Below are 22,484 nucleotides of genomic sequence, written 5' to 3'. Positions count from 1 at the left end.
ACGTTGGTTGGCTCATGGCATTCTTCAAATGCGCTTGGTTGTCTCGGTGGTCGGTCTCTCTTGCGGATCTCGAGATGCTATCGAGAAGTTATCGAGAAGTTATCGAGAAGTTATCGAGACGTTATCGAGATCGTTCACCGGGGCTTCTTGCCGTGGCGCCCTTGTCGACGCCTTCATAGGCGCGCACCGCGGTGTCCTCTCCGGTGTCTCGGGCGACGGTCGCCGCCAGCCACTGGGCGATGCGTTCCACCGTGGTGGCGCCGGGCAGGACATGACAGCGCTCGCGGGGCAGGCGCAGGTGAAACAGGCCCTGGGGCGAGCGGTAGCCGCACTGCAGCATGTCGCCCTGGTGCTGTTCCAGGTCGTGTTCGTCCACCAGGTAGGTATCGTCGAGCCAGCGGGCGTAGCGGCGCTCGAGCTCCGGCTGTCGCACGCCGCGCTGAACGATTTCCAGCCGCGAGCGGTGGCCGTGGGCGATACGCTGGCAGTTGCCGGCGTGGCGGCGAAGGCCGTGGCTGTATGTGTAGGCGGCGCCATCGATGGACTCATCGGCGAGGCTGAGTTCGATGCTGGATACCCGCTCGGGCGGTTGGCGCATCAACTGGCGTGACAGGTGCTCGGCCATGGCCTCGGGGGTGATTCTGCGCCAGGGTAGCAGGGTAAAGGCCTGGCGGGGCCCGCGCACCTCCATCGCGTATGGCGTCGTGGTGCGTACGCAGATACCTTCGCGACATTCGCTGACGCTGACGCCAGGGGCTTCGGTAGGCACCAGCAGGGTGTGATCGGCGCCGCCGTCGAGACGTGCCTTGATCCAGGGTTTGACCTCGCCGAAGTCGAATAGCATGCCGTCTTCACCGAGCTCTCCATCGAGTTCGACGTCGACCAGCCAGCTCGCGCCGATCAGTCCACGATCGGGACACCAAAGCGACACGTCGAGATGTGTCAGTCGTCGTACAAAGAGTGCCATCAGTCGATTCCCGCGATCTTGTGGGTCTGCAGCGACAGCCGCCAGCGTGGATGCGCCATGCAGTGCTCTACCGTGGCACAGAGTGGCTCCTTGCGAGCGTCGCTGGCCATCAGCCCGGAGGTGTCCATCGGCTGCAGCAGAAAATGGTCGAAGTCCAGGCCCTCGAAACGCTCAGGCGGGGCGTCGATCTGGGGATGGACGAGCTTCAGCTCGTCACCGCGGGTCTGCACCAGCGGCGCATTGCCCTTGGGGCTGACACATAGCCAGTCGATGCCGTCCGGCGCAGCCAGAGTACCGTTGGTTTCCACGCCAATCTCGAAGCCGGCAGCGTGCACCGCCTCGATCAAGGCGGCATCCAGCTGCAGCAAGGGTTCGCCACCGGTGAACACGACGTAGGGCGTGACACCCTCGTGGGGGTGTGGCCACAAGCGGGTGATGTGCTCGGCCAGGGACTCGGCGGTGGCAAAGCGTCCGCCGTTCTGACCATCGGTGCCGACGAAGTCGGTGTCACAGAAGCGACACTGGGCGCTGGCGCGGTCCTGCTCACGGCCCGACCAGAGATTGCAGCCGGCAAAGCGACAGAAGACGCTGGCGCGGCCGGCCTGTACGCCTTCTCCCTGAAGGGTATAGAAGGCTTCCTTGACGCTATACATCCTGGTGCGCTCCGCCCTGGTCTGCCTGTGCAATCGCCGGCTCCTGCCGGGTATTGGCGGCGTAGGCCAACGGATCTTCGACACCCTGGTCGGCGAAGGCGGCGAGCCGCTCCAGACAGCTGCCGCAGCGGCCACAGGCCAGGCGCCGGCCCTCGTAACAGGTCCAGGTGTCGCGGTAGTTCAGTCCCATGGACAGTCCGTCGGCCAGGATCTCGCTCTTGCTGGACCGTAGATAGGGTGCGTGGATCTCTACCGGCGAGAAATTGGCGATGGCGGCCACCGCATTCATCTGCTCGACAAACTCGGGACGACAATCCGGATAGAGCACGTGGTCACCGCCGTGGGCGCCGTAGTCGACGCGACTGGCGCCGATATTCACCGCCTTGGCGATGGCCAGCGACAGCAGCACCATGTTGCGATTGGGGACCACCGTGGCGGCGAGGTTGTCTTCGGCGTAGTCACCGCCAGGGATCTTGCGATTGGCGTCGGTCAGCGCAGAGTTGTCGATCAAGCCATGGATGGCGGTGATGTCGACGACCTGATGAGGGATCTTCAACTCCTGACAGACATGGCGGGCCACCTCGAGTTCGCGGGCGTGGCGCTGGCCATAGTCGAATGACAGGGCGTGAACTTCGAGGCCTTCGTGCAAGGCGCGATGAAGTACGGTGAAAGAGTCCATGCCACCGGAGTAGATCACCACGGTGGAGCGGGAAGTCGTGCTCATGAAGGGGGTCTCGATTCGGAGAATTTGGGGTGGCGACAAGGATCGCCAGCGGCCGGGGTCCGGTCCGGCGCGACAAGGGTAACGAAAGCCGGACGGCAACACCAGTGCGGCGTTGATGCCGGCGACTTGCTCCTTGTCAACGTGCATTGCTCGCGGTTGTGGCAGGCTGCGCGGTTTACTGCTGTCTGCCCGGCTTAACCCTGGCCAAAGCCCGGCCCACGAGAGAGACGCCTGGATGAATGCCCCTGAACTACTGTCACCGGCCGGCACCTACCGGCATATGCACTTCGCCTTCGCCTATGGCGCCGATGCGGTCTATGCCGGTCAGCCGCGCTACTCACTGCGTGTACGCAACAATGACTTCGGCCTCGACAACCTGACCCGAGGCATCGCTGAGGCCCAGGCGCGTGGCAAGCGCTTCTACGTGGCCTCCAATATCGCTCCGCACAATGCCAAGCTCAGGACCTACCTTAAGGACATGGCACCGATCGTCGAGGCGGGGCCGGATGCGCTGATCATGTCCGACCCTGGCTTGATCATGATGGTGCGAGAGCGTTGGCCTGACCAGGTGATCCATCTGTCGGTGCAGGCCAATGTGGTCAATCACGCGGCGGCTCGCTTCTGGCAGTCCCAGGGTATCTCTCGGGTGATCCTGTCGCGTGAGCTGTCGCTTGAGGAAATCGCCGAGATCCGTGCCGAGTGCCCGACCCTGGAGATCGAGACCTTCGTTCACGGTGCCCTGTGCATCGCCTATTCCGGACGCTGTCTGCTGTCGGGCTACTTCAACCGGCGCGACCCCAATCAGGGCACCTGCACCAACGCCTGTCGCTGGAACTACCGGACCCACCCGGCCGGCACTGACGCCTGTGGCGATCTGATCCCTGCGCAGGACGTGGCACAGGGCCGGGAGGAGAGCTCGGCGCTGATCGAGGACCCACAGCGGCCTGGCGAACTGATGCCGGTGTTCGAGGACGAGCACGGAAGCTACATCATGAATTCAAAGGATCTGCGCGCCGTTCAGCACGTGGCGAGGCTCGCCGAGATGGGGGTCAGTTCGCTGAAGATCGAAGGGCGGACCAAGTCGCCCTACTATGTGGCACGTACCGCCCAGGTCTATCGTCGTGCCATCGATGACGCCGTGGCCGGGAGGCCCTTCGACATGGAGCTGATGGATGAGCTCGAAAACCTGGCCAACCGGGGGTATACCGAAGGCTTCTACCGACGCCACGTCCACAACGAGTACCAGAATTACGAGCGTGGGCACTCGGTGGGAGTCCACCAGCAGTTCGTCGGCCAGGTAGTGAGGCAGTCGCGACCAGATTGGCTGGACATCGAGGTCAAGAACCGCTTCGAGGTCGGTGATCGCCTCGAGCTGATGCTGCCCTCCGGCAACCGTCGTTTCACCCTTGAGGCGATGGAGGCGGGCAACGGCAGCGCGCTGAAGGTGGCGCCCGGGGATGGTCACCGGGTAAGGCTCAAGCTGCCGGGGAAGGCGCTGTCGCCTGATGAATTCGAGTTCGCTCTGTTGCTGCGGGACCTGCCGGCAGCCTGATGATAGGCACGGCTTTACAAGGGCCTGGGGAACCGGGATGCTAGGCTCCGTAGCAGCCTTACCTTGGAGCATCCCTCAGGCAAGGAGTCGGTCTGGCCATGCCCACCATCGAACACAGCGCCACGCTTCCCGCGCCTCCCGAGCGCGTCTTCGCCCTGCTCGAAAAGGTCGAGGATTTCGCCGACTATTCGGATCTGATCACCGAGATCGAGCCGCTCGGGGACGATCGCTATCGCTGGCATGTCCACGCGGTCGGCATGGACTGGACCTTCGAGGTGCAGGTAACCGAGAAGTCGCCGCCCAGCCGACTGGCCTGGGAGTCGATCGACGGTGTGCGCAATCAGGGCCGCTATGAACTCGAAGCGGTCGATGAAGGTACCGCGGTCAGCCTGATCGTCGACTACCAGATCCGCAATCGGCTGGTCGCCAAGGCGGTCAATCGCGCGGCTCGCCCGCTGGTTGCCAAGGTCAGCGCCCAGATCCTGGAGCGGGTCGAGGCGCGTCTCTAGCGAGTGCCTTGATGTCCACTGACGTCCACGCCAGGCATAGATCTTGTTCTGATCAAGTGCTGCTTCAGGATGTTTCCCCGGCGCGCTCCTGCAGTTGTTCAGCTTTACTGATGCGGGCACGGCCGGCCTGCTTGGCCTGGTACATCTGCAGGTCCGCCTTTTCCACCAGCGACGCTGCGTCGATGCTGTCCATGCCGGGCTGCCATTGGGCGATGCCGATGGAGGCGCTGACGTAAAGGGGGCGCTGGTCGACCTGGGCCATGGGTTGCTCGGCAAGCCACTGCTGTAGCCGCTGCGCGACCCGCAAAGCTCCTGGCTCCGGCGTGTTCCGCAGGGCGATGACGAACTCCTCTCCGCCGTAGCGGGCCGCCAGGTCCGACTCACGGATGGCGTCACGCAGGGTAGCGGCGACATTGACCAGCACGATGTCGCCGAGTCGGTGGCCGTAGCGGTCGTTGAGCGGCTTGAAGTGATCCAGATCGAGAAACAGCACCGACAGCGGCTTGTCTCGGGCATGGGCGTCCTCGAGCATCTCCTCGAGGCGCCGTTCCAGCGCGGAGCGATTGGCAAGACCGGTGAGGGCATCGGTGCTGGCGCGCACATCCAGCGCCTCGTTGTCGCGTTGGAGCGAAATCAGCTGGTCCTCTCGATGGTGCAACCGCTCGGCCAGGCTCATGGTCAGCCCGTGCAGGCGCTGCTTGCCGGCGACCAGCAGGCGTTCGATATCCTCATCTGCCGACAGCGTGGTGGCGAGAAAATCCGGCAAGGTCTCCAGGCGACTCGCGAGTTCATCGACAAGACGTGCCTGGGCATTGCCGTCCATGTTCATGCGTTGCTGAAAACGATGAAGCACGGCGGGGATGGCGTCGCTGTCGTCGTCCAGACAGCATCCGGCCAGTTCGTCGGCGAGCTCCAGGCAAAGGCCGTCGAGCCATTCGTGGTGACGCTGGCCTTCCGGCTCGAGAGGGCGCTGAAGGAACAGGTTGGTGGGCAGCTGCCAGCGCCGTGCCAGCCAGCTCGACGCCTGGTCGCGGTCGCAGCCAAGATGCCGGTGTTCCAGAGCCAGGCGCTGTTCGCGGGTGGCGGCCTGGGCGGTCAGCTCGAAGTAGTTCGGGTCCAATGCGTACAGCAGCAGTACCCCGACCTCGCGTAGCAGGGCGCGCGTCGACAATTCGCCCGGATGGCGGGGATTTACCACCTTGGCGATGGCCGGAATCAAGTGCGCGGCTGCGAGGGTGCGTCGCCAATAGTCGGCCAGGGGGCCGCGGGTCGCGTCGCGCACCAGGGTGAAACCCAAAAGCGCGGTGAGGGTGCCATCGATACCGAGGCGTGTCACCGCGTGCTCGCAGCAGATGACGGGATCGCAACCGCGGCGATAGTAGGGGCTGTTGGCCAGCCGCAGCAGCTGCAGGCACAGGGCCGGGTCACGGGACAGCAGGGTCGCGAAGTCGGTCAGCGGTGCGTCGTGATTGCTCGCCAGTACCAGCAGCTCGGATACCACGGCAGGCAGAGAGGGAAGACGCGTGGCGGGCTCGAGCCGCGCTTCGATATCAGGGGGAAGACAGGTCACGTCGAAAAGGCCATCGATTGTCGTTGTGCGATTGGTGTCAGGGCCGATCCATCGGCCTGATAGTGGCGCGAGCCGCCGACATCAGCGGCTCGCGCAGCTTGTAAAGGACTTGTCCGAAGAGTCGACGAGCGCAGCTACTTTTCAGACGAGCCCCAGGCTTTATGCGAAAAGTCGACGAGCGATGGTTAGACAAGGCAAAAATCGGTGAGAAAGCGCAGTTTACGAGGTGTAAATGAGCGTCTTGACCCGATTTTTAACGCCGTATTCCCGAGCGCAGGCACTTTTCGCACAAGCCCTTTTCACACAAGCCCTAGGGTTTGCGCAGTGAAGCGTCCAGATGATCGACTACCTCGGCCCAGTCGGCATCGGCCTCGATGGCTTCGCGCAGAAATTCCGACTGTCCCTCGTTCCAGCAGGCCGCATCGGGCAGTTCGACCCCTTCCGGAATCGGCGAGTTGCGATCGATGAATCGTTTGATGGCTTCCGGCTCGGATGCCAGGCCCAGCTGTTCAAACAACTCGCTGAAGGGATGATCCGGGTGTTCCATGAGCAACTCCTTGTCATGACGGGGACTCCCTAACCTTACTCCATCATCGCCCCTTGAGTGTCAATAGAGCATAAAATTGCTCTGTGACCTGTGTGATGTCAACCTCGTTCTCCGACCAGCGGAGTTCGAAACAGCCGACGTCTCTGTTCCAGCGAGAGGGGCAGCGACAGCAGATGCACCAGTTTGGTATAGGCCGACTCAGGGGTCATGTCGTCGCCGGATACCACCTCGGCGTCGGCCAGCATCTTGCCGGCAGCGTAGTGTCCGATGTCGATGGTGCCGTGTGGACATTGGCTGATCGCGACCAGTAGCTTGCCCTGGCCGCTGGCCTCCGCCAGCACGGCGCCAAGCTCGGGGTCGTCAGGTACATTGCCGCCGCCCCACACCTCGATCAGGGCGCCCTTGACGCGGTCATCACCCAGCCAGGCCGCCAGCTGCCAGGGTTGAATGCCCGGCCACAGGACCACCCGCACCACCTGCTCCCCCAGGCCATGATAGTCGCCGAGCTCGTAGCGGGGTGCGCCGCGCTGCGTAGCCTCGAGGCTGTGCTCGCGATGCAGCCGGAAGTCGTTGCCGTGGCGCTTCCCCAGCAGGTCAAGGTTGGGGCTTTCGAAGGCATCCGGCTCGCGAGTGTGCCACTTGCGAGCCCGGCTGCCCCGCAGCAGCTTGTCACCAAAGCTCACCGCCACTTCCTGCAATTCAGGCATGGCGGCGTAGCGCAGCGCGCTCTCGAGATTGTACAGGGCGTCACTGTGCTGCTGGGCCAGCGGCGCCATGGAGCCGGTCACCACCACCGGGCGATCGATGCCCTGAAGCTGGTAGGCCAGGCTCGAGGCGGTCCAGGCCAGGGTGTCGGTGCCGTGCAGCACGACCACGCCGCGATGGCGATTGGCCTGCTCGGCGACAAGCGCGGCCAGCCGGGCCCAGTCCTCGGGACGGGCGCCGCTGGAGTCGATGGGTTGGTCGACCTCGATCCAGGTAAAGGGTGGCAGAGCAGTCCGGCGATCGTCGGGTAGTGTGGCCAGGGCGTCGTGCACCCGGGCTTCCATGTCGGGGCCGGGGGCGAGGCCTGAGGGGGTCTCGATCATGCCGATGGTGCCGCCGGCGTAGATCACCAGCACCGGGTCCAGGGGTGAGTGGGTCATGGGTGGGCTTCCTGCACAAGGAGTGAAGACACGAGTGACAGTATCAGCGTGAGCCTCGGCGAGGCGCGCAGCGGGTGATGACGTTATCGTCGGCGTCGAAGCAGAGCTGACGCTGACGACCGGCGAACCAGGCGAAGCTGGCGGCGGCAGCGGCGATCCCCATCAACAGCCAGGCGATGGCGGTGATCGGTGCCTGCAGGTCAAGCATGATGCCGACGCTCAAGGGGCCCAGGGCGGCCAGGGCATAGCCGCCACCCTGGGCCAGTCCGGACAGGCGGCCTGCCAGACGCGAATCTGCGCTGCGCAGCACGATCAGGGTCAGCGCCAGGGAGAAGTTGCCGCCCTGGCCGAGCCCCAGCAGCAGTGCGCCGAGGTAGCGCAGGGAGGTGTCGGCCATCAACAGGATCCACAGGCCACTGGCGGTGCTGGCGAGGACCAGCAGCAGCGCCGGGCGCTGATCGCGACCGAAGCGGGCCAGCCAGGGAGCCAGCAGCGCAGAAATCAGCTGGACCATCACCGACATGCCCATCAACAGGCCGGCCTCTGCCTCGCCGATGCCGCGCTGCATCAACAGCGTCGGCAGCCAGCCGAAGACGATGTAGGCCAGCGACGATTGGCTGCCCATCAATAGCGCCACCTGCCAGGCCAGGGGCTGGCGCAGCAGGCCACGGGTCATGCCGGTGCCGGGGTCACCCGCCATCCGCGGGGTAGCGGCGGTGCGTGGCATGTAAAGCTCCCAGGCGATCAGCGCCGCCATGGCCAGCAGCGACCAGGCCGCCAGACTGCGTGTCCAGCCACCCAGCAGATCGCTCAGGGGAATCGCCAGACCGGCGCCCAGGGCGCCACCCAGACACAGGGCCATGGTGTAGACCCCGGTCATCAGGTCGGCGCCCCGGGGCAGCTCGCGCTTGACCAGAGCCGGTAGCAGGGCGCCCGACACACCGATACCGGCACCCACAAGCAGGGTGCCTGCGTAGAGCGCGAGGGGACTTCCCTGCCAGCGCAGCAGCAGACCGCTGGTGATGACCACCAGACCCAGCGACAAGGCGCGTTCCGGGCCGTACTGGCGCGACAAGCGGGGCGCCAGCGGAGCGAACAGCCCCAGGCACAGCACCGGCAGGGTGGTCAGGGCACCAATGGCGCTGGGGGACAGGCCGGTATCCTGCTGCACACGGGCGAGCAGCGGGGCAAGCGAAGAGAGTGCCGGTCTCAGGTTGAGGCCGACCAGTACCATCAGCACCAGAAAGCGCCAGGGCAGGGACGTGACCTTCATCGGGGGCTCCAGCGGGTGGACCACCGCAGCGGGGAAGGCGCGCCGCCGGAGGCGCAGGCCCCGCGGACGGCGGCCGATACGGTTATTTCAGGAAGCGACGCAGATCGCCACGCACCTGATCATTGAAGGTCAGGAACTGGCTGTGGCGATCGCCGTCGACGCCATCGATGCGCACGGCGGTGGCCATGCCCTTGTCGACCAGTAGCTGGTCGTAGATCTCCAGGGTGATCTTTTCGACCGGGGTGTCGCCGGGGGCGCACTGGCCATTCTCCAGGCGGAAGGTCTCGAGCAGGCTGGCGCGTACGCGAGTGGCACCGCCTTCGGCCAGCACGCGACGCACGAACATCCAGCCTTCGCAGGTCAGCGCCACGCCGTCATGGTCGCGCAGGTAGAGGGTGCGATAGCAGGCCCCCTGCTCGGCGCCTTTCTCTGCCATGCTGCGGTAGGCCTCGGTCATGCGAGCGGCACTGACCCGCGCCTCGTCGATCTTGGTCTGGGCGCCGCGATGCTCGTTGTCGAGTTGCGCCTGCTTCTGGAAGGCCCGGAAGCGGCGATATTCCTTGATGAGTTCTGGAGATGCCATATCGCTATCCTGCTGAGATGGAAGGGGGCGGCAAGCCCCGCCCCCTGGATTGCTCTTGTCCAGCCGCTCGGGGCTCTGCCTGCACCGACGCTCAGGGCTATGCCTGAGCCGATGCTCGAGCTTATGCCTGTCCCTGGCGGTTGCCCTGGCCGGAGCGCCTGCGCCTGCGACGTGCAGGCTGCTCGCCATTGCCGTTGCGGGCATTACCGCCGCCACCGGCACCGCCACCGTCACCACGTCGTCCGTTGCCGCGCTGGGAGCTATTGTTGCCACCCTGGCTGCGGCGCTGACCACCACCGCGCTTGTTGCGGCCGTTCTCGATGGGCTCCGGCTTGGCGTTGGGGTCGGGCTCGAAGCCCGGCTCGATGCGCTTCTCGAGGTCACGCTTGATCATGCGCTCGATGTTCTTCAGAAGGCCATGCTCATCGACGCACACCAGCGAGATGGCCTGGCCTTCGTTGCCGGCACGGCCGGTACGACCGATGCGGTGGACGTAGTCCTCGGCGACGTTGGGCAGCTCGAAGTTGACCACGTGGGGCAGTTCGTCGATGTCGAGACCACGGGCGGCGATGTCGGTGGCCACCAGAACCTGCAGCTCGCCGGCCTTGAACGCCGCCAGGGCACGGGTACGGGCTGACTGGCTCTTGTTGCCGTGGATCGCCATGGCAGAGATGTCGCGCTTGTCGAGGTGCTCGGCCAGGCGGTTGGCGCCGTGCTTGGTGCGGGTGAACACCAGCACCTGGAACCAGCGCTGGCTGGTGATCAGGTGTGACAGCAGCTCGCGCTTGCGTTCCCGGTCCACTCGGTAGACGGCCTGGTCGACGGTCTCGGCGGTGGTATTGCGGCGTGCGACCTCGATCATCTCCGGGCGGTCGAGCAGCTTGTCGGCCAGCGCCTGGATCTCGCTGGAGAAGGTCGCCGAGAACAGCAGGTTCTGACGTTTCTCGGGCAACAGCTTCAGCACACGGCGGATGTCGTGGATAAAGCCCATGTCGAGCATGCGGTCGGCTTCGTCGAGCACCAGGATCTCGACGCTCGACAGATCCACGTGGCCCTGCTGGTGCAGGTCGAGCAGGCGGCCAGGCGTTGCCACCAGCACATCGAGACCGGGCCGCAGGGCGTCGATCTGGGGCTGCTGGCCGACGCCACCGAAGATCACGTGGTGACGCAGTGACAGGTGCTGACCGTAGTCGCGCACGCTCTCGCCGACCTGGGCGGCGAGTTCACGGGTGGGCGTGAGCACCAGGGCGCGGACCTGGCGCTTGGAGGGGCGAGGGCCATCGGCCAGGCGCTGCAGCATCGGCAGGGTAAAGCCCGCTGTCTTGCCGGTGCCGGTCTGGGCACTGGCCAGCAGGTCACCACCCTTGAGTACCGCGGGGATGGCCTGACGCTGAATCGGAGTCGGGGTGTCATAGCCTTGCGCCGTGACGGCGCGAAGCAATTCGGCACGCAGGCCGAGATCGGAAAAACTCATGCAAACTCCAGCACGCACGCACTCGCTGGACGCCACCGTTCTGATGGCGTCGGTCCCGGACAAGGCGTGGGGAAAAATTCGGTGACCGCTCTAGCGGGGGACCCCCGTCACCGTTGCGGGCATGATGCCAGATTTGCCGGCCCGGCGCATCGGCGGGGGTGAAAAGAAGTCGGGCCGGCAGAACCTTGATGAGGGGCGGGGAGGCGTTGTCGAGACGCTCAGGGGGCGACACGGACCCGGGCAGCGATATCATCGGCCACCTGATCCCAGGTGCGCCCCAGCGCCCGTACCAGTGCCGAATAGCCGTCGCTGTCCAGCGACTCGGTGGCCTCGAAGCTGTCGCTGTCCACCACCTGGCGCTGGCTGTCACGCAACAGCCACTGGCCCGAGGCCACGGCGTAGCCGTCGTAGTGGCCCTGGAAGCGGTCGACGCTCAATTCCAGGGTCAGGGCGTTGCCGCTGTCGCCGGACAGGAGCACCCGGCGTCCAGGCAGTCTGGCCTCCAGGCGGTCGCGTAGGCCGCGTTCGAGTTGCTGTGCCAGCGGTGCCGCCCATTGGTGGGACTTGGCCTCGTTCAGCGAGATGTCGTCGAGTTGAAGGACGATGCCTTCGGCCTCGAGGTAGTTGGCGAGCCTGGGTGTGGACACCAGCAACGGCGTTTCGTCGGCGCTGGGGACCCGGGCATCGCTGCTGCCTGCATCCGAGGGCAGCACATAGTGGTTCATGGGGGCGGTGCCGCTGGCGCAGCCGCCCAGCCACAGCGCCAGCAGGGGAACACACAGGCGATGTATCGGCCTCATGGAGAACTCCTTTCCGGTGAGGTCAGTGTTGTCGATGCTTCCGTCTATCCAGCCCGAGTCCGCAGACTCGGGCTGGAGGCGATCAGCGCGGTGCCCGCGGGATCGGGTCCTCGGTCTGGATGCTGTCGAACAGCAGCGCGCGGGGATCGTCGCTGATCTTGCGAGCGGCCGGCTGCAGGTCACGCACCAGACGTTCGACCTCGTTCAGGGTGCGGGTCAGGTCCTGGTAGACGCTGGATTCCGGCGACAGCCCGTCGAGGGTGCGGCGCAGCTCGACCAGGGTCTGGTTGAGGTTGCCGGGCAAGCCCTGGGTCTCGGGGTTGTCGAGCAGACTGTTCATGCTCTGCACCAGGGAGCGGGCCTGAGTCAGCATCGCCTCTGAGACCTGAAGGTTGCGGTCGAGTCCCGACAGGATAGGCTCGATCTCGAGGCGGTTGAGCTTGTCGAGCAGGGCGGTGACCTGGGCCTGGATCTGGGCAAGGCCAGCCGAGGCGGTGGGGAACACCGGGCGGTCGGCGAAGGTCTCGGCCAGATACTGGCCCTGCAGCTCTTCGTCGATCTTGAGGTCGACGAACAGCGCCCCGGTCAACAGGCTGCCGCTCTTGAGGGTCGCGCGCAGGCCACGCTCGAACAGCCGGTCGAAGCGCTCACGCCACTCCTGCAGATCCAGCTCATTGGCGCCGATGCCCAGACGCTGGGGTTCGATGCGGATCAGTACCGGGATGGCCAGCTTGTCGCGGTTTTCCGGCTGGGGCGAGGTGAAGTTCCAGGGGACGGCTGCAACGGTACCGATGCGCACGCCACGGAATTCCACCGGGGCTCCGCGGGACAGGCCGCGTACCGTATCTTCGTTGAGCAGCACGTACTCGAGATAGCGATTGAAGGTACCCTGGCGGGCGGCCTCCTCATCGGCATAGAGTTCGTAGGAGGCGTCCTCTTCCGCCTCCTTGCCGGCGGGAACATCGTCGGGCACGCCAAAGGTGACGCCGCCGCCGAGCAGCGCTTCCAGCGACTCGACCTGCACCTGGAAGCCGTCGGAACCGAAGCGCACGTCGATGCCGCTGGTAGCCCAGAAACGGGTGTTCTCGGTGACCAGGGTGTCGTAGGGGCTCTCGATGAAGATGCGGTGGTGCATGCTCTGGGTGGAGACATCGAAGTCGGCCTCCTCGACGCGTCCGACGCTGACCCCCTGGAAGGTGACGGCGTCGCCGACGCTGAGCGAGTTGCCGACCTGGCTGACCAGGTTGAGGCGCAGTCCCTGGGCGCCAGGTGGTGCCACCGGAGGCTGGTCGCTGACGTCGAATTCGCGGGCATCCACCTCGCTCTGACCCGGCTCGAGCTGGATATAGGCACCGGAGAGAACGGTGCCGAGTCCGCTGATACCCTCGCGCCCGATGCGCGGCTTGACCACCCAGAAATGGGTGTCCTCGACCAGCATCTTCTCGGCCTGGGGTTCCATCTGAGCGGTGATCTCGACGCCGGAGAGATCGTCGCTGAGCGCTACCGAGGTGACCTTGCCGACCTCCACGTTACGGGTCTTGATCAACGTCTTGCCGGCCTCGATGCCGTCGGCGGATGGCAGGTGCAGCGCGATCTGGGGGCCGCGGCTGGCGTAGTTGTCGTAGACCAGCCAGGCGCCGATCAGCAGTGCCACAAAGGGCACGATCCACACCGGCGACAGCCGTTTCTGCTGGGTCGGCGCGGCGCGGTGCATGTCCTTGCTGGACGGCGCTGGCGGGTTGTCGGGGTGGCGCTTATCGGCGTCACTCATGGTGTGCTTCCTTGTTCATCCGGCGCAGTGCGATGGGGTGAAGGGGCGGCGTCGGACGCCAGGCCCGAGTGGTCGCCGTGCAACCCGTCATCATCCGGGGAGTCCATCGGGTTGCAGGGATCCTCGCTGCCGTCCCACAGCAGGCGAGGCTCAAAACTCATGGCCGCCAGCATGGTGATGATCACCACGCCACCGAAGGCCAGCGCAGCGGGGCCAGGATCGATCGACATCAGCGCACCGGCGCGGATCAGGGCCACCAGGATGGCTACCACGAAGACGTCGACCATCGACCAGCGTCCGATCAGCTCGGTCAATCGGTAGAGCCGCGCTCGCACCACCGAGCGCATGCCCGGTGCCCGCGGCGCCACCAGGCACAGCCAGACCAGCGCCAGCAGCTTACCGATGGGCACGATGACGCTGGCCACGAAGATCACCAGCGCCACCGGCCAGGAACCGTGGCTGACCAGGTAGATGACACCGCCGATGATGGTCTGCGGGTCCGAGCTGCCGAGGCTGGTGGTGTACATGATGGGATAGACATTGGCGGGGATATAGAGCACTGCGGCGGTGAACAGCAGCGCCCAGGTGGTCTGAAGGCTGCGCGGGCGGCGGGCGTGCAGCTTCTCGCTGCAGCGCACGCAACGGCCATGGCCCTCGCTGTCCAGGCAGTTGATCAGCCCGCAGGTGGGGCAGCCGGTGAGCCCCTGGGAGGCAGCGGTCTCGCCGGTACGCGTGCCCTCCGGTGCCAAAGGCTCCCCGCTGAGCGAGAACCACAGCCAGTCCTTGTCCAGTGACAGGGTCGTCGCCAGCAGCAGGATGGCGTAGGCGATAAAGGCCCAGAACGACGGTCCGAGAGAAATTTCGGCAAGTCCCGCCACCTTGATCAGCGCCACCATGGTGCCGACGATAAAGACGTCGGCCATCAGCCATGGCGCGATATGGGAAAGTCCGCGGGCCAGGGTGCGGCTATAGGGCAGACGGCGGGGCAGCATCAAGCTGATCTGCAGCCACACCACCGTCAGCAGATAGATCGCCGGCAACACGATGATCGACATCAGCACCACCATGGCGACGATGGGCTGGTGATGCTCGAGCATCTGGGTGGCGGTCTGGGCCACTTCTATTTCGTTGCCGACGCCACGCGTACTGAAGCCGATAAACGGAAAGGACAGGGCCAGCGCCAATGCCACCAGCGCTGCCAGCGACAGCGCCAGGCTGCGCTGGGCGGGAAAGGCGTGACGCTTGACCAGGTCGTGACCACAGCGGACGCAGTCCGCTTCTTCACCGGGACGCAGCGGCGGCAGCGCCATGATCCAGTCGCACTCGTGACAGGCACGCAGGCGCCGGCGCGACCTGATGCGCACCTCGGGGGGAGGATGCTGGGTGACGGAGGCGTTGCGGATCCGTTCCAGGGGGCCACGTACGGGGGTCGTCACAGTGGTAGGGGGACTCCGGTCTTGAAAGAGGGTTCTGTTCGTCTGCATTTCGTCGCGAATCAGGCGCTGATGGCTTAACAAGCTGATCCTGCGAATTAAATAGTGTGGCACGTTGACGTGGGTGACACCATAGACAAAGATGCGACCGATATCATGGGTGAGGAGTTGACATGTTGCTTCCCGTTTTGGCGGTTCTGGGTGGCCTGGTGGTGCTGGTGTGGAGCGCCGAACGCTTTGTCGAGGGCGCCGCGGCCACCGCTGCGCGGCTGGGACTGTCGCCCTTGCTGGTGGGCATGCTGGTGATCGGCTTCGGCACCTCGGCACCGGAATTGACGGTGTCGGCGCTGTCTGCGGCACAGGGCAACCCGGGGCTGGCACTCGGTAACGCCTATGGCTCGAATATCGCCAACATCGGCCTCATCCTGGGGCTGGTGGCGCTGATCTCCCCGCTGGCGGTGCATTCATCGGTGATTCGGCGCGAATTGCCGGTGCTCGGTGCCGCCACCCTGGTGTCGGCGTTGATGATGTGGGGCGGGCTTATCTCCCGGCTGGAGGGCGCGCTGCTGCTGCTGGCGCTGCTGGTGTTCATGGTCGCAAGCGTGATCCAGAGCCGGCGCGAGGAAGCCGCCGCCAGGGCGGACGCCCTGGCCACCGATACCGTGCAGGAACTCGATGCTCATCCCATGTCGCTGGGCAAGGGCATCTTCCTTACCGTGCTGGGCCTGGCCCTGCTGGTCGTCAGTTCCCGGCTGCTGGTGTGGGGCGCGGTGGATATCGCCCAGGGTCTCGGGGTGTCCGACGTCATCATCGGGCTGACCGTGGTCGCCATCGGCACATCGCTGCCGGAACTGGCCTCGTCCATCAGTGCCCTGCGTCGCAAGGAGCATGATCTGGTGCTGGGCAACGTGGTCGGCTCCAACCTGTTCAACACCCTGGGGGTGGTGGGGCTGGCCGCCGTCATCGCGCCGATCGAGGCCGGGCGTGAGGTGCTGATGCGAGACTGGTCGCTGATGACCGCCATGACCCTGATGATGGCGGTGTTCGCGTTGGGCTGGAAGGGCCGGGCGGGGCGCATCAATCGGTTCGAGGGTGGCGTCCTGGTTGCCGTCTACCTGGCCTACACCGCCTATCTGGTATCGCTGGTGCTGGGGCAGTCCTGACCTGACACCTGGCTGCGTTCCCTTGCCACGGCAAAGGCAAGGCTGGTGGGCGCACAAGCGGGTAGGTGATCGGCCATGGGTGCGTGCGACAATTGGCCATGGGACAGAGGCCTGCGGGACCTCTATGCTGGGGGCAAGCGGGATCGAAGATGCATGATTGTGCATAGATAGATTGCCAGGCTAGCCGAGCAAGGCTGCGCTCTATCGATTCGATTCCGCTCGGGTTCGATGCTGTCCTGCCAGGGTCGGGTTGTGTTCCCGAGGCAGGGCGGTGCCGTCGGTCATCCCTGCCTCGAGGAGTCGCTCATGGAACTGGATCCCGTGCTTCTGTCACGTATACAGTTCGCCTTCGTCGTATCCTTCCACGCCATCTTCCCCGTCTTTACCATAGGGCTGGCGTCCTATGTCGCTGTCCTGCATGGACTCTTCTACAAGACCGGCAATCCCGCCTGGGATCGACTGGCCGCCTTCTGGGTCAAGGTCTTCGCCGTGGTCTTCGGCATGGGCGTGGTCTCCGGGATCGTCATGGCCTTCCAGTTCGGAACCAACTGGAGCAACTTCAGTCAGGCGACGTCCAACTTCCTCGGCCCCATGCTGAGTTATGAGGTGGTCACCGCCTTCTTCCTGGAAGCCGGCTTCCTCGGGGTGCTGCTGTTTGGGCGTGGCAAGGTGGCCGAGGGGGTTCACCTGTTCGCCGCCATCATGGTCGCGGTGGGCACCTTCATCTCGGCCTTCTGGATCCTGTCCACCAATAGCTGGATGCAGACCCCCGCCGGGGTGGAAATGATCGACGGCCACTTCAGCGTCACCAGTTGGGGCGAGGCCATGTTCAATGCCTCCTTCCCTTATCGCTTTGCCCACATGGCGCTGGCTTCCTTCCTGACCGGCGGCTTCGTGGTGGCCGGCGTCAGCGCCTGGTATCTGCTGATCGGTCGCGACGTCGAGGCCAACCGCAAGGCCCTGTCCATGTGCATGTGGCTGTTGCTGGTGCTGGCGCCGGTACAGGCGGTGGTCGGCGACGCCCACGGTCTCAATACGCTTGAGCATCAGCCGACCAAGGTGGCGGCGATGGAGGCCAACTGGGAGACCCAGTCCGGGGTGCCGCTGCTGTTGTTCGCCTGGCCGGACAAGGAGGCCCAGGAAAATCACTTCGAGATCGGCATTCCGCGCCTGGCCAGCCTGATCCTGACCCATGACCTGGACGGTGAGGTACCCGGGCTCAAGGAGGTCCCGGTAGAGGAGCAACCTCCGGTGTGGTTCGTGTTCTGGTCATTCCGCGCCATGGTCGGCATGGGCATGCTGATGATCGCGGTGGCCTTCACCGGCCTGTGGTTGCGCCGTGGCGGTCGTCTGTACAAGAGTCGTCCCTTCCTGCAGACGCTGAGGCTGATGAGTGTGGCGCCCTTTATCGCGGTGCTGGGTGGCTGGTTTGTCACCGAAGCGGGCCGCGCGCCCTGGCTGGTGTACGGCATGATGACCCAGGCCGAGGGGGTGACGCCGTCGCTCAGTGGCTGGATGGTGCTCGCTACCCTGATCGGCTATGTGCTGGTCTACGCGGTGGTGTTCCTGACCGGGGGCTACTACCTCACCCGGGTGGTGCGCCAGGGCATGCTGGCCGAGGAGCCCCACGACGACGAGGTCGAGACGGCCAAGCGCCCGCTGTCCGCCGCCCACGCCACCCTCGAGGCCGACGCCGGCCGCCAGTTCGGGAGTTGATGACATGGAATTGATCAACCTTTCTGCCATCTGGGCGCTGATCATCGGGTTCGGCGTGATGATGTACATCCTGATGGATGGCTTCGATCTCGGGGTGGGTATCCTCTACCCCTTCGCTCCGGACGAGCACGCCCGGGATGTGATGATGAACTCGGTAGCGCCGATATGGGACGGCAACGAGACCTGGCTGGTGCTCGGCGGGGCGGGACTTCTGGCGGCCTTTCCGCTGGTCTACACCATCCTGCTGCCGGCGCTCTATCTTGGGGTCTTCCTGATGTTGGCCGGCCTGATTTTCCGTGGCATCGCCTTCGAGTTCCGCTTCAAGTCGGTACGTAATCGCCACTGGTGGAACCGTGCCTTCTGCTGGGGCTCGATGGTCGCCACCTTCTGTCAGGGGGTCGTGGTCGGCGCCTACATCGAGGGCTTCGAGGTCGCCAACAATGTCTACGTAGGCGGTCCTTTCGACTGGCTGACGCCTTTCACCGTGATCACCGGCCTTGCACTGATGGCGGGCTATGCGCTGCTGGGGGCGACCTGGACGATTTTGAAGTCCGAGGGGCAGGTGCAGGAATGGGCCTACCGCATCACGCCCAGGCTGCTGGGACTGGTGCTGGCGGGCTTTGCCGTGATCAGTATCTGGACGCCGTTCGTCGACGACTTCGTGCGTGAGCGCTGGTTCGGCCACCTGACCCTGTTCTGGGTGTTCCCGGCACTGGCGTTGCTGTGCGCCGCCATGGTGTGGCGTTCGGTGGCCCGTCGCCGTGAGGGCCAGCCGTTCGTGGCTACCCTGGGACTGTTCTTCTTCACCTACCTGGGGCTGGTGGCCAGCAAGTGGCCCTACCTGATCCCGCCGGACATCACCCTGTGGGACGCCGCCTCGGCTCCGGAGAGCCAGCTGTTTCTGCTGCTCGGGGTGCTGTTCGTGATCCCGGTGGTACTGGGCTACACCGCCTGGTCCTACTGGGTGTTCCGCGGCAAGGTAAGAGGGGGCGGCTATCACTAAGTCGTCTGGTGCTGAGTCGCCTCGTTCTGAGTCGTCTCGCGGCGAGGCCACCAGGGCGCGGCGGTGGCTCAACCAGCACACCGGGGCTCAGCGTCGTCCGCTGACCCTGGCCGCGGCCTTCGCGGTGCTGGCAGGACTCGCGGGTGTGGTCCAATGGGTACTGCTGGCCAAGGTGCTGGTACTGGCGATCGAGGGTGACCGTTCCCTGAGCCAGCTATGGCCCTGGCTTGTCTCTCTACTGGGGCTTCTGGCCCTGCGTGCCGGGGCTGGCTTTGCTCAGGAGTGTCTGGCCCAGCGAGCCAGCCAGCGCCTTCGCCGCGCGGTACGCCACGAGTTGCTCGAGCATCTGTTTGCGCTGGGACCGGTGCGTGCCGGTCGCCATCACAGTGCCGGGCTGGCCCATCGCCTTGTCGAGCAGGTCGAGGCACTGGACGGCTACACCTCACGCTTCTGGGTGCAGCTTCGAGTGGTGATGGTGGTGCCGCTGGTCATCTTCGCCATCATCGCCTGGCACAACTGGCTGGCGGCGCTGCTGCTGGCGATCACCGCGCCGCTGATTCCCTTGTTCATGGCGCTGGTGGGCATGGGTGCCGAATCGCTCAATCGCGACCAGTTCGCGGCGGTGACGCGACTGTCCGGGCACTTCGTCGATCGGGTGCGTGGCATCGCCACCATTCGACTGTTCGGTGCCGGCGACAGGGTCACCGACGAGGTTGCCCAGGTCGCCGACGACTATCGCCGGCGCACCCTGAAGCCCTTGCGACTGGCCTTTCTGTCATCGGCAGTGCTCGAATTCTTCTCCTCGGTGGCGATTGCGGTGCTGGCCATCTACATCGGCTTTGGCCTGCTCGGGGATCTGCCGCTGGAGGTGGCCGATTCGCTGACGCTGGGCAGTGGCCTGGCCATCCTGCTGCTGGCCCCGGAGTTCTTTCAGCCGCTGCGCACACTGTCCCAGCACTACCACGATCGTGCCTCGGCGCTGGCCGCCGCCCGGGCCCTGACGGAACTGCTCGATGAACCCATCGATCCGTCGCGAGTGTCGCCCGTCTCGTCGCCTGGCACTGCGGAAAGTCCCGCTTCTTCAGTGTTGTCCGGTGGCCAGCTTGCGCGGCTCGAAGGCGCCTGCCTGGATCACCCTGGGCGTGGCCGCGTGCTGGGTCCGCTGGACTTCCGGGTGGACGCCGGTGAAGTGGTGGTGATCAGCGGCCCATCGGGTGCCGGCAAGTCGAGCCTGCTGGCGATGCTGGCGGGGTTTGTCGGGCCTGGCGAGGGGACGCGCCGATCGGCACCGGGCATCGCCTTTGCCTGGATGGACCAGCGCCCGCTGCTGATCCAGGGCAGCCTCGCCGACAATCTTCGCCTGACGGCGCCGAACGCTGGCGATGACGACCTGCGCACTGCGCTCGAGCAGGCGGGCCTTGAGCCGCTGGTCGCGGCTCTGCCCGAGGGACTCGATACCCGGATCGGCGAAAATGGCCTGGGCCTGTCCGGCGGGCAGGCCCAGCGCCTGGCGCTGGCGCGGGTGTTCCTGAGTGATGCCGCGCTGGTGCTGCTGGACGAGCCGACGGCGAGTCTGGATCGAGAGACCGAAGCGGTACTGATTCGCGGCTTTCGGCGTCTGGCCGGCCAGGGCCGGGCGCTGGTCATCGCCAGCCATCACCCGGCCATCCTGGCCATGGGGGACCGGCGTGTGGAGCTGCTCGATGGGCGAGTCACCGCGAGTGGAAGAGAACAGCAAGAGGTGGCCCATGGCGTCGTCGACTGAGCGCACGGATACGGGATTCGCTGCGGGGATTGCCAGTCTGCGTCCGTGGATCGAGGTGCATGCGTCGTTTCGTCGGCGCCTGGTGCTTGGCGTGGTGCTGATGGTGCTGACCGCGCTGTCGGCGCTGGGGCTGCTGGCGGTGTCGGGTTGGTTCATCACCGCCAGCGCGCTGACCGGCGCGGCCTTGGCCGCGGGTATGGCGGCGACCCTGGACGTCTACACCCCAGGGGCGGGCATTCGTCTGTTTGCGGTGTCCCGTACCGTGTCACGCTACGTCGAACGCCTCTACAACCACGACACCATCCTGCGACTGCTGGCTCGCCTGAGGGCGCGCTGCTTCTCGGGCCTGGTGGCGATGGACGGCGCCAGCCTCGGGGCAAGGCGATCCGGCGACTGGCTCAACCGTCTGACCGCCGATATCGATACCCTGGACGCGCTTTACCTGCGGCTGCTGGCGCCGGCGGCGATGGCGCTGGTGCTGGGGGCGGCGCTGGTAGCGTTGGTAGCGGTGTGGCTGCCCCAGGCCGCGCTGGTGCTGGGTGTCTTGCTGCTGTTCGGCTGGAGCTGGCTGACCCTCGGACAGGCCCGCCTGGGTCTTGCGGCCTGTCGTCGCCGCGTCGTCGGGCTGGAGCGACTGCGCTCGGCCATGATCGAAACCCTTGGCGGTCTGAGTGAACTCGAATCCTACGGCGCATTGGCGCGCCGCCGTGGCGAGCTTGAAGCCCTCGAGGACGAGCTGCTGGCGGCTCAGTGGCGACTGTCACTGATCACCGGGTTTGGCAATGTTCTGACGACGCTGGTGATGGGGGGCGCCTGGTGGCTTGTATTGATCGGTGGCCTCGCCGCCTTCGGTGGCGGCCAGTTGGGCGCCGCCGTGCTGGTGATGCTGCCGTTGGCCTCGCTGGCCCTGGCCGAGGGGTTGGCAAGTCTGCCCGCCGCCTTCACCCAGGCCGGCGCAAGCCTCGCCGCCGCCGAGCGGCTCAATGCCATCGACCAGCAGCGTGCAGCGCCTGCAAATGTCTCATCAGACACCACCCGAGCTGTTGCAGTGCACGCTGCGCCTCGAAGCGGGACTGCCGAGTGTGGAGGGCTGGAGGTCTGCGCAACGTCGCTGAGTTTTCGTTATCCGCAGGCGCTCGATCAGGCGCTGTCGCCCCTGAGCTTCCGGCTGGCGCCGGGGGAGAGGGCCGCGATCTGTGGCCCCTCCGGCAGTGGCAAGTCGACGCTGCTGGCGCTGCTTGCCGGGGAGCTGCGAGGCCACCATGGTCGCTTGACCCTGGACGGCCAGGCGGTGGAAGCCCTGGACCCGCAGTGGTTGAGCTGCAAAGTGGGCTGTCTGACCCAGCGGGTGGAGCTGTTTGACGCAAGCCTTGCCGAGAATCTGCGTCTGGGCGCCCCCGAGGCGAGCCCGGAGCGGCTGTGGCAGGCGCTTGTTGCGGTAGACCTGGCCGACTGGGCGCAGGGTCTGCCCGGCGGGCTCGAGACACGCGTGGGGGAAGGGGGGCGACAGCTTTCCGGCGGCCAGGCGCGACGTCTGGGTCTGGCGCGTCTGTGGCTGACCGATCCCGCCCTGGTAGTGCTCGATGAGCCTTTTGCCTCGCTGGATGCGGCCACCGCGCGGCGGGTGGCCGAGGGCATCGGCCCCTGGCTGGCCGGACGCACGGTGCTCATGCTGTTGCACCATCATGATCCCGACTCGCCGTCGCCCGGCATGGAGCACATCCCCAGGGTCATCGACATGGCGGCCGGTACGCCATGGCAAGCCCGGGGCGAATGCGTCACCATGTAAACGACGACACCTGATTTCTACGGTTCGATGCCACAGGGCCAGACACC

General features: G+C 65.6%; 19 protein-coding genes. 7 read left to right on the top strand and 12 right to left on the bottom strand.

The window, feature by feature from the left end; all coding sequences use genetic code 11:
- Positions 1-121: 121 nt before the first annotated feature.
- Genes KUV74_RS16605 through queC form a run of 3 tightly spaced genes read right to left on the bottom strand, consistent with a single transcriptional unit; the run spans position 122 to position 2,344 of the window.
- Positions 122-967, bottom strand: coding sequence for a 6-carboxytetrahydropterin synthase (locus tag KUV74_RS16605; protein ID WP_124804678.1), 846 nt, complete (start codon positions 965-967; stop codon positions 122-124).
- Positions 967-1,620 carry a 7-carboxy-7-deazaguanine synthase gene (gene queE, locus KUV74_RS16600; RefSeq protein WP_222516883.1) on the bottom strand — a complete coding sequence of 218 codons (654 nt, stop codon included), beginning with the start codon at positions 1,618-1,620 and terminating at the stop codon, positions 967-969. The genes KUV74_RS16605 and queE overlap by 1 nt, the downstream gene beginning before the upstream one ends.
- Positions 1,613-2,344 (bottom strand): 7-cyano-7-deazaguanine synthase QueC, encoded by a 732-nt coding sequence (gene queC / locus KUV74_RS16595; protein WP_108133779.1) that lies wholly within the window; start codon positions 2,342-2,344, stop codon positions 1,613-1,615. Before queC ends, queE begins: the two co-directional genes overlap by 8 nt.
- A gap of 235 nt (positions 2,345-2,579) precedes the next feature.
- Here queC and yegQ point away from each other — a divergent pair, with 235 nt between their 5' ends.
- On the top strand, positions 2,580-3,896 hold the full coding sequence (yegQ, locus tag KUV74_RS16590; RefSeq protein ID WP_222516882.1) for a tRNA 5-hydroxyuridine modification protein YegQ: 1,317 nt from the start codon (positions 2,580-2,582) through the stop codon (positions 3,894-3,896).
- A gap of 98 nt (positions 3,897-3,994) precedes the next feature.
- Positions 3,995-4,405: an SRPBCC family protein gene (locus tag KUV74_RS16585; protein ID WP_045990888.1), complete on the top strand. Its 411-nt coding sequence runs from the start codon at positions 3,995-3,997 to the stop codon at positions 4,403-4,405.
- A gap of 64 nt (positions 4,406-4,469) precedes the next feature.
- Here KUV74_RS16585 and KUV74_RS16580 read toward each other — a convergent pair whose 3' ends face one another.
- The 9 genes from KUV74_RS16580 to KUV74_RS16540 form a co-directional block, all read right to left on the bottom strand.
- Complete coding sequence (locus tag KUV74_RS16580; RefSeq protein WP_108133777.1) at positions 4,470-5,975, bottom strand: sensor domain-containing diguanylate cyclase; 1,506 nt, start codon at positions 5,973-5,975, stop codon at positions 4,470-4,472.
- A gap of 310 nt (positions 5,976-6,285) precedes the next feature.
- Entirely contained in the window at positions 6,286-6,522 is a 237-nt protein-coding gene (locus tag KUV74_RS16575) for a DUF2789 domain-containing protein (protein WP_045994332.1), read from the bottom strand.
- 98 nt (positions 6,523-6,620) lie between these two features.
- The gene (locus KUV74_RS16570; protein ID WP_222516881.1) at positions 6,621-7,667 is read right to left on the bottom strand and encodes an asparaginase; all 1,047 of its coding nucleotides are present in this window, start codon (positions 7,665-7,667) and stop codon (positions 6,621-6,623) included.
- A gap of 43 nt (positions 7,668-7,710) precedes the next feature.
- Entirely contained in the window at positions 7,711-8,940 is a 1,230-nt protein-coding gene (locus tag KUV74_RS16565) for an MFS transporter (protein ID WP_261395495.1), read from the bottom strand.
- Positions 8,941-9,022: 82 nt separating this feature from the next.
- On the bottom strand, positions 9,023-9,523 hold the full coding sequence (locus KUV74_RS16560; RefSeq protein WP_045994329.1) for a hypothetical protein: 501 nt from the start codon (positions 9,521-9,523) through the stop codon (positions 9,023-9,025).
- A gap of 121 nt (positions 9,524-9,644) precedes the next feature.
- A complete protein-coding gene (locus KUV74_RS16555; protein ID WP_108447837.1) occupies positions 9,645-10,997 on the bottom strand; it encodes a DEAD/DEAH box helicase in 1,353 nt (450 codons plus the stop codon).
- Positions 10,998-11,215: 218 nt separating this feature from the next.
- A complete protein-coding gene (locus tag KUV74_RS16550) occupies positions 11,216-11,797 on the bottom strand; it encodes a membrane integrity-associated transporter subunit PqiC (protein ID WP_124804685.1) in 582 nt (193 codons plus the stop codon).
- Positions 11,798-11,879: 82 nt separating this feature from the next.
- Positions 11,880-13,568: an intermembrane transport protein PqiB gene (pqiB, locus tag KUV74_RS16545; protein ID WP_108133774.1), complete on the bottom strand. Its 1,689-nt coding sequence runs from the start codon at positions 13,566-13,568 to the stop codon at positions 11,880-11,882.
- Positions 13,565-15,004, bottom strand: a complete 1,440-nt coding sequence (locus KUV74_RS16540; RefSeq protein WP_409996591.1) for a PqiA/YebS family transporter subunit — start codon at positions 15,002-15,004, stop codon at positions 13,565-13,567. The genes pqiB and KUV74_RS16540 overlap by 4 nt, the downstream gene beginning before the upstream one ends.
- Before the next feature lie 170 nt (positions 15,005-15,174).
- Here KUV74_RS16540 and KUV74_RS16535 point away from each other — a divergent pair, with 170 nt between their 5' ends.
- The 5 genes from KUV74_RS16535 to cydC all read left to right on the top strand — a co-directional run bounded on the left by KUV74_RS16535 (position 15,175) and on the right by cydC (position 22,437).
- A complete protein-coding gene (locus KUV74_RS16535) occupies positions 15,175-16,164 on the top strand; it encodes a calcium/sodium antiporter (RefSeq protein ID WP_108133773.1) in 990 nt (329 codons plus the stop codon).
- A 306-nt stretch (positions 16,165-16,470) separates the two neighbouring features.
- Entirely contained in the window at positions 16,471-17,880 is a 1,410-nt protein-coding gene (locus KUV74_RS16530) for a cytochrome ubiquinol oxidase subunit I (protein WP_108133772.1), read from the top strand.
- Positions 17,881-17,884: 4 nt separating this feature from the next.
- Positions 17,885-18,883 carry a cytochrome d ubiquinol oxidase subunit II gene (cydB, locus tag KUV74_RS16525; RefSeq protein ID WP_108133771.1) on the top strand — a complete coding sequence of 333 codons (999 nt, stop codon included), beginning with the start codon at positions 17,885-17,887 and terminating at the stop codon, positions 18,881-18,883.
- Complete coding sequence (gene cydD, locus KUV74_RS16520) at positions 18,876-20,648, top strand: thiol reductant ABC exporter subunit CydD (protein ID WP_315900847.1); 1,773 nt, start codon at positions 18,876-18,878, stop codon at positions 20,646-20,648. Before cydB ends, cydD begins: the two co-directional genes overlap by 8 nt.
- The gene (gene cydC / locus KUV74_RS16515; protein WP_222516880.1) at positions 20,632-22,437 is read left to right on the top strand and encodes a thiol reductant ABC exporter subunit CydC; all 1,806 of its coding nucleotides are present in this window, start codon (positions 20,632-20,634) and stop codon (positions 22,435-22,437) included. The genes cydD and cydC overlap by 17 nt, the downstream gene beginning before the upstream one ends.
- Positions 22,438-22,484 lie beyond the last annotated feature (47 nt).

This window comes from Halomonas sp. DP1Y21-3, from assembly GCF_019801245.1.
Taxonomy (GTDB): domain Bacteria; phylum Pseudomonadota; class Gammaproteobacteria; order Pseudomonadales; family Halomonadaceae; genus Halomonas; species Halomonas litopenaei.
Note: the sequence above shows the minus strand (reverse complement) of the source record. Positions and strands in the feature narration are given on the sequence as shown.

Coding starts and splice junctions, on each gene's coding strand:
- cydC (WP_222516880.1), top strand. CDS start 20,632: ATGGCGTCGTCGACTGAGCGCACGGATACGGGATTCGCTGCGGGGATT.
- KUV74_RS16530 (WP_108133772.1), top strand. CDS start 16,471: ATGGAACTGGATCCCGTGCTTCTGTCACGTATACAGTTCGCCTTCGTC.
- KUV74_RS16550 (WP_124804685.1), bottom strand. CDS start 11,797: ATGAGGCCGATACATCGCCTGTGTGTTCCCCTGCTGGCGCTGTGGCTG.
- KUV74_RS16555 (WP_108447837.1), bottom strand. CDS start 10,997: ATGAGTTTTTCCGATCTCGGCCTGCGTGCCGAATTGCTTCGCGCCGTC.
- queE (WP_222516883.1), bottom strand. CDS start 1,620: ATGTATAGCGTCAAGGAAGCCTTCTATACCCTTCAGGGAGAAGGCGTA.
- yegQ (WP_222516882.1), top strand. CDS start 2,580: ATGAATGCCCCTGAACTACTGTCACCGGCCGGCACCTACCGGCATATG.
- pqiB (WP_108133774.1), bottom strand. CDS start 13,568: ATGAGTGACGCCGATAAGCGCCACCCCGACAACCCGCCAGCGCCGTCC.
- cydB (WP_108133771.1), top strand. CDS start 17,885: ATGGAATTGATCAACCTTTCTGCCATCTGGGCGCTGATCATCGGGTTC.
- KUV74_RS16560 (WP_045994329.1), bottom strand. CDS start 9,523: ATGGCATCTCCAGAACTCATCAAGGAATATCGCCGCTTCCGGGCCTTC.
- KUV74_RS16575 (WP_045994332.1), bottom strand. CDS start 6,522: ATGGAACACCCGGATCATCCCTTCAGCGAGTTGTTTGAACAGCTGGGC.
- KUV74_RS16605 (WP_124804678.1), bottom strand. CDS start 967: ATGGCACTCTTTGTACGACGACTGACACATCTCGACGTGTCGCTTTGG.
- KUV74_RS16570 (WP_222516881.1), bottom strand. CDS start 7,667: ATGACCCACTCACCCCTGGACCCGGTGCTGGTGATCTACGCCGGCGGC.
- queC (WP_108133779.1), bottom strand. CDS start 2,344: ATGAGCACGACTTCCCGCTCCACCGTGGTGATCTACTCCGGTGGCATG.
- KUV74_RS16585 (WP_045990888.1), top strand. CDS start 3,995: ATGCCCACCATCGAACACAGCGCCACGCTTCCCGCGCCTCCCGAGCGC.
- KUV74_RS16535 (WP_108133773.1), top strand. CDS start 15,175: ATGTTGCTTCCCGTTTTGGCGGTTCTGGGTGGCCTGGTGGTGCTGGTG.
- KUV74_RS16565 (WP_261395495.1), bottom strand. CDS start 8,940: ATGAAGGTCACGTCCCTGCCCTGGCGCTTTCTGGTGCTGATGGTACTG.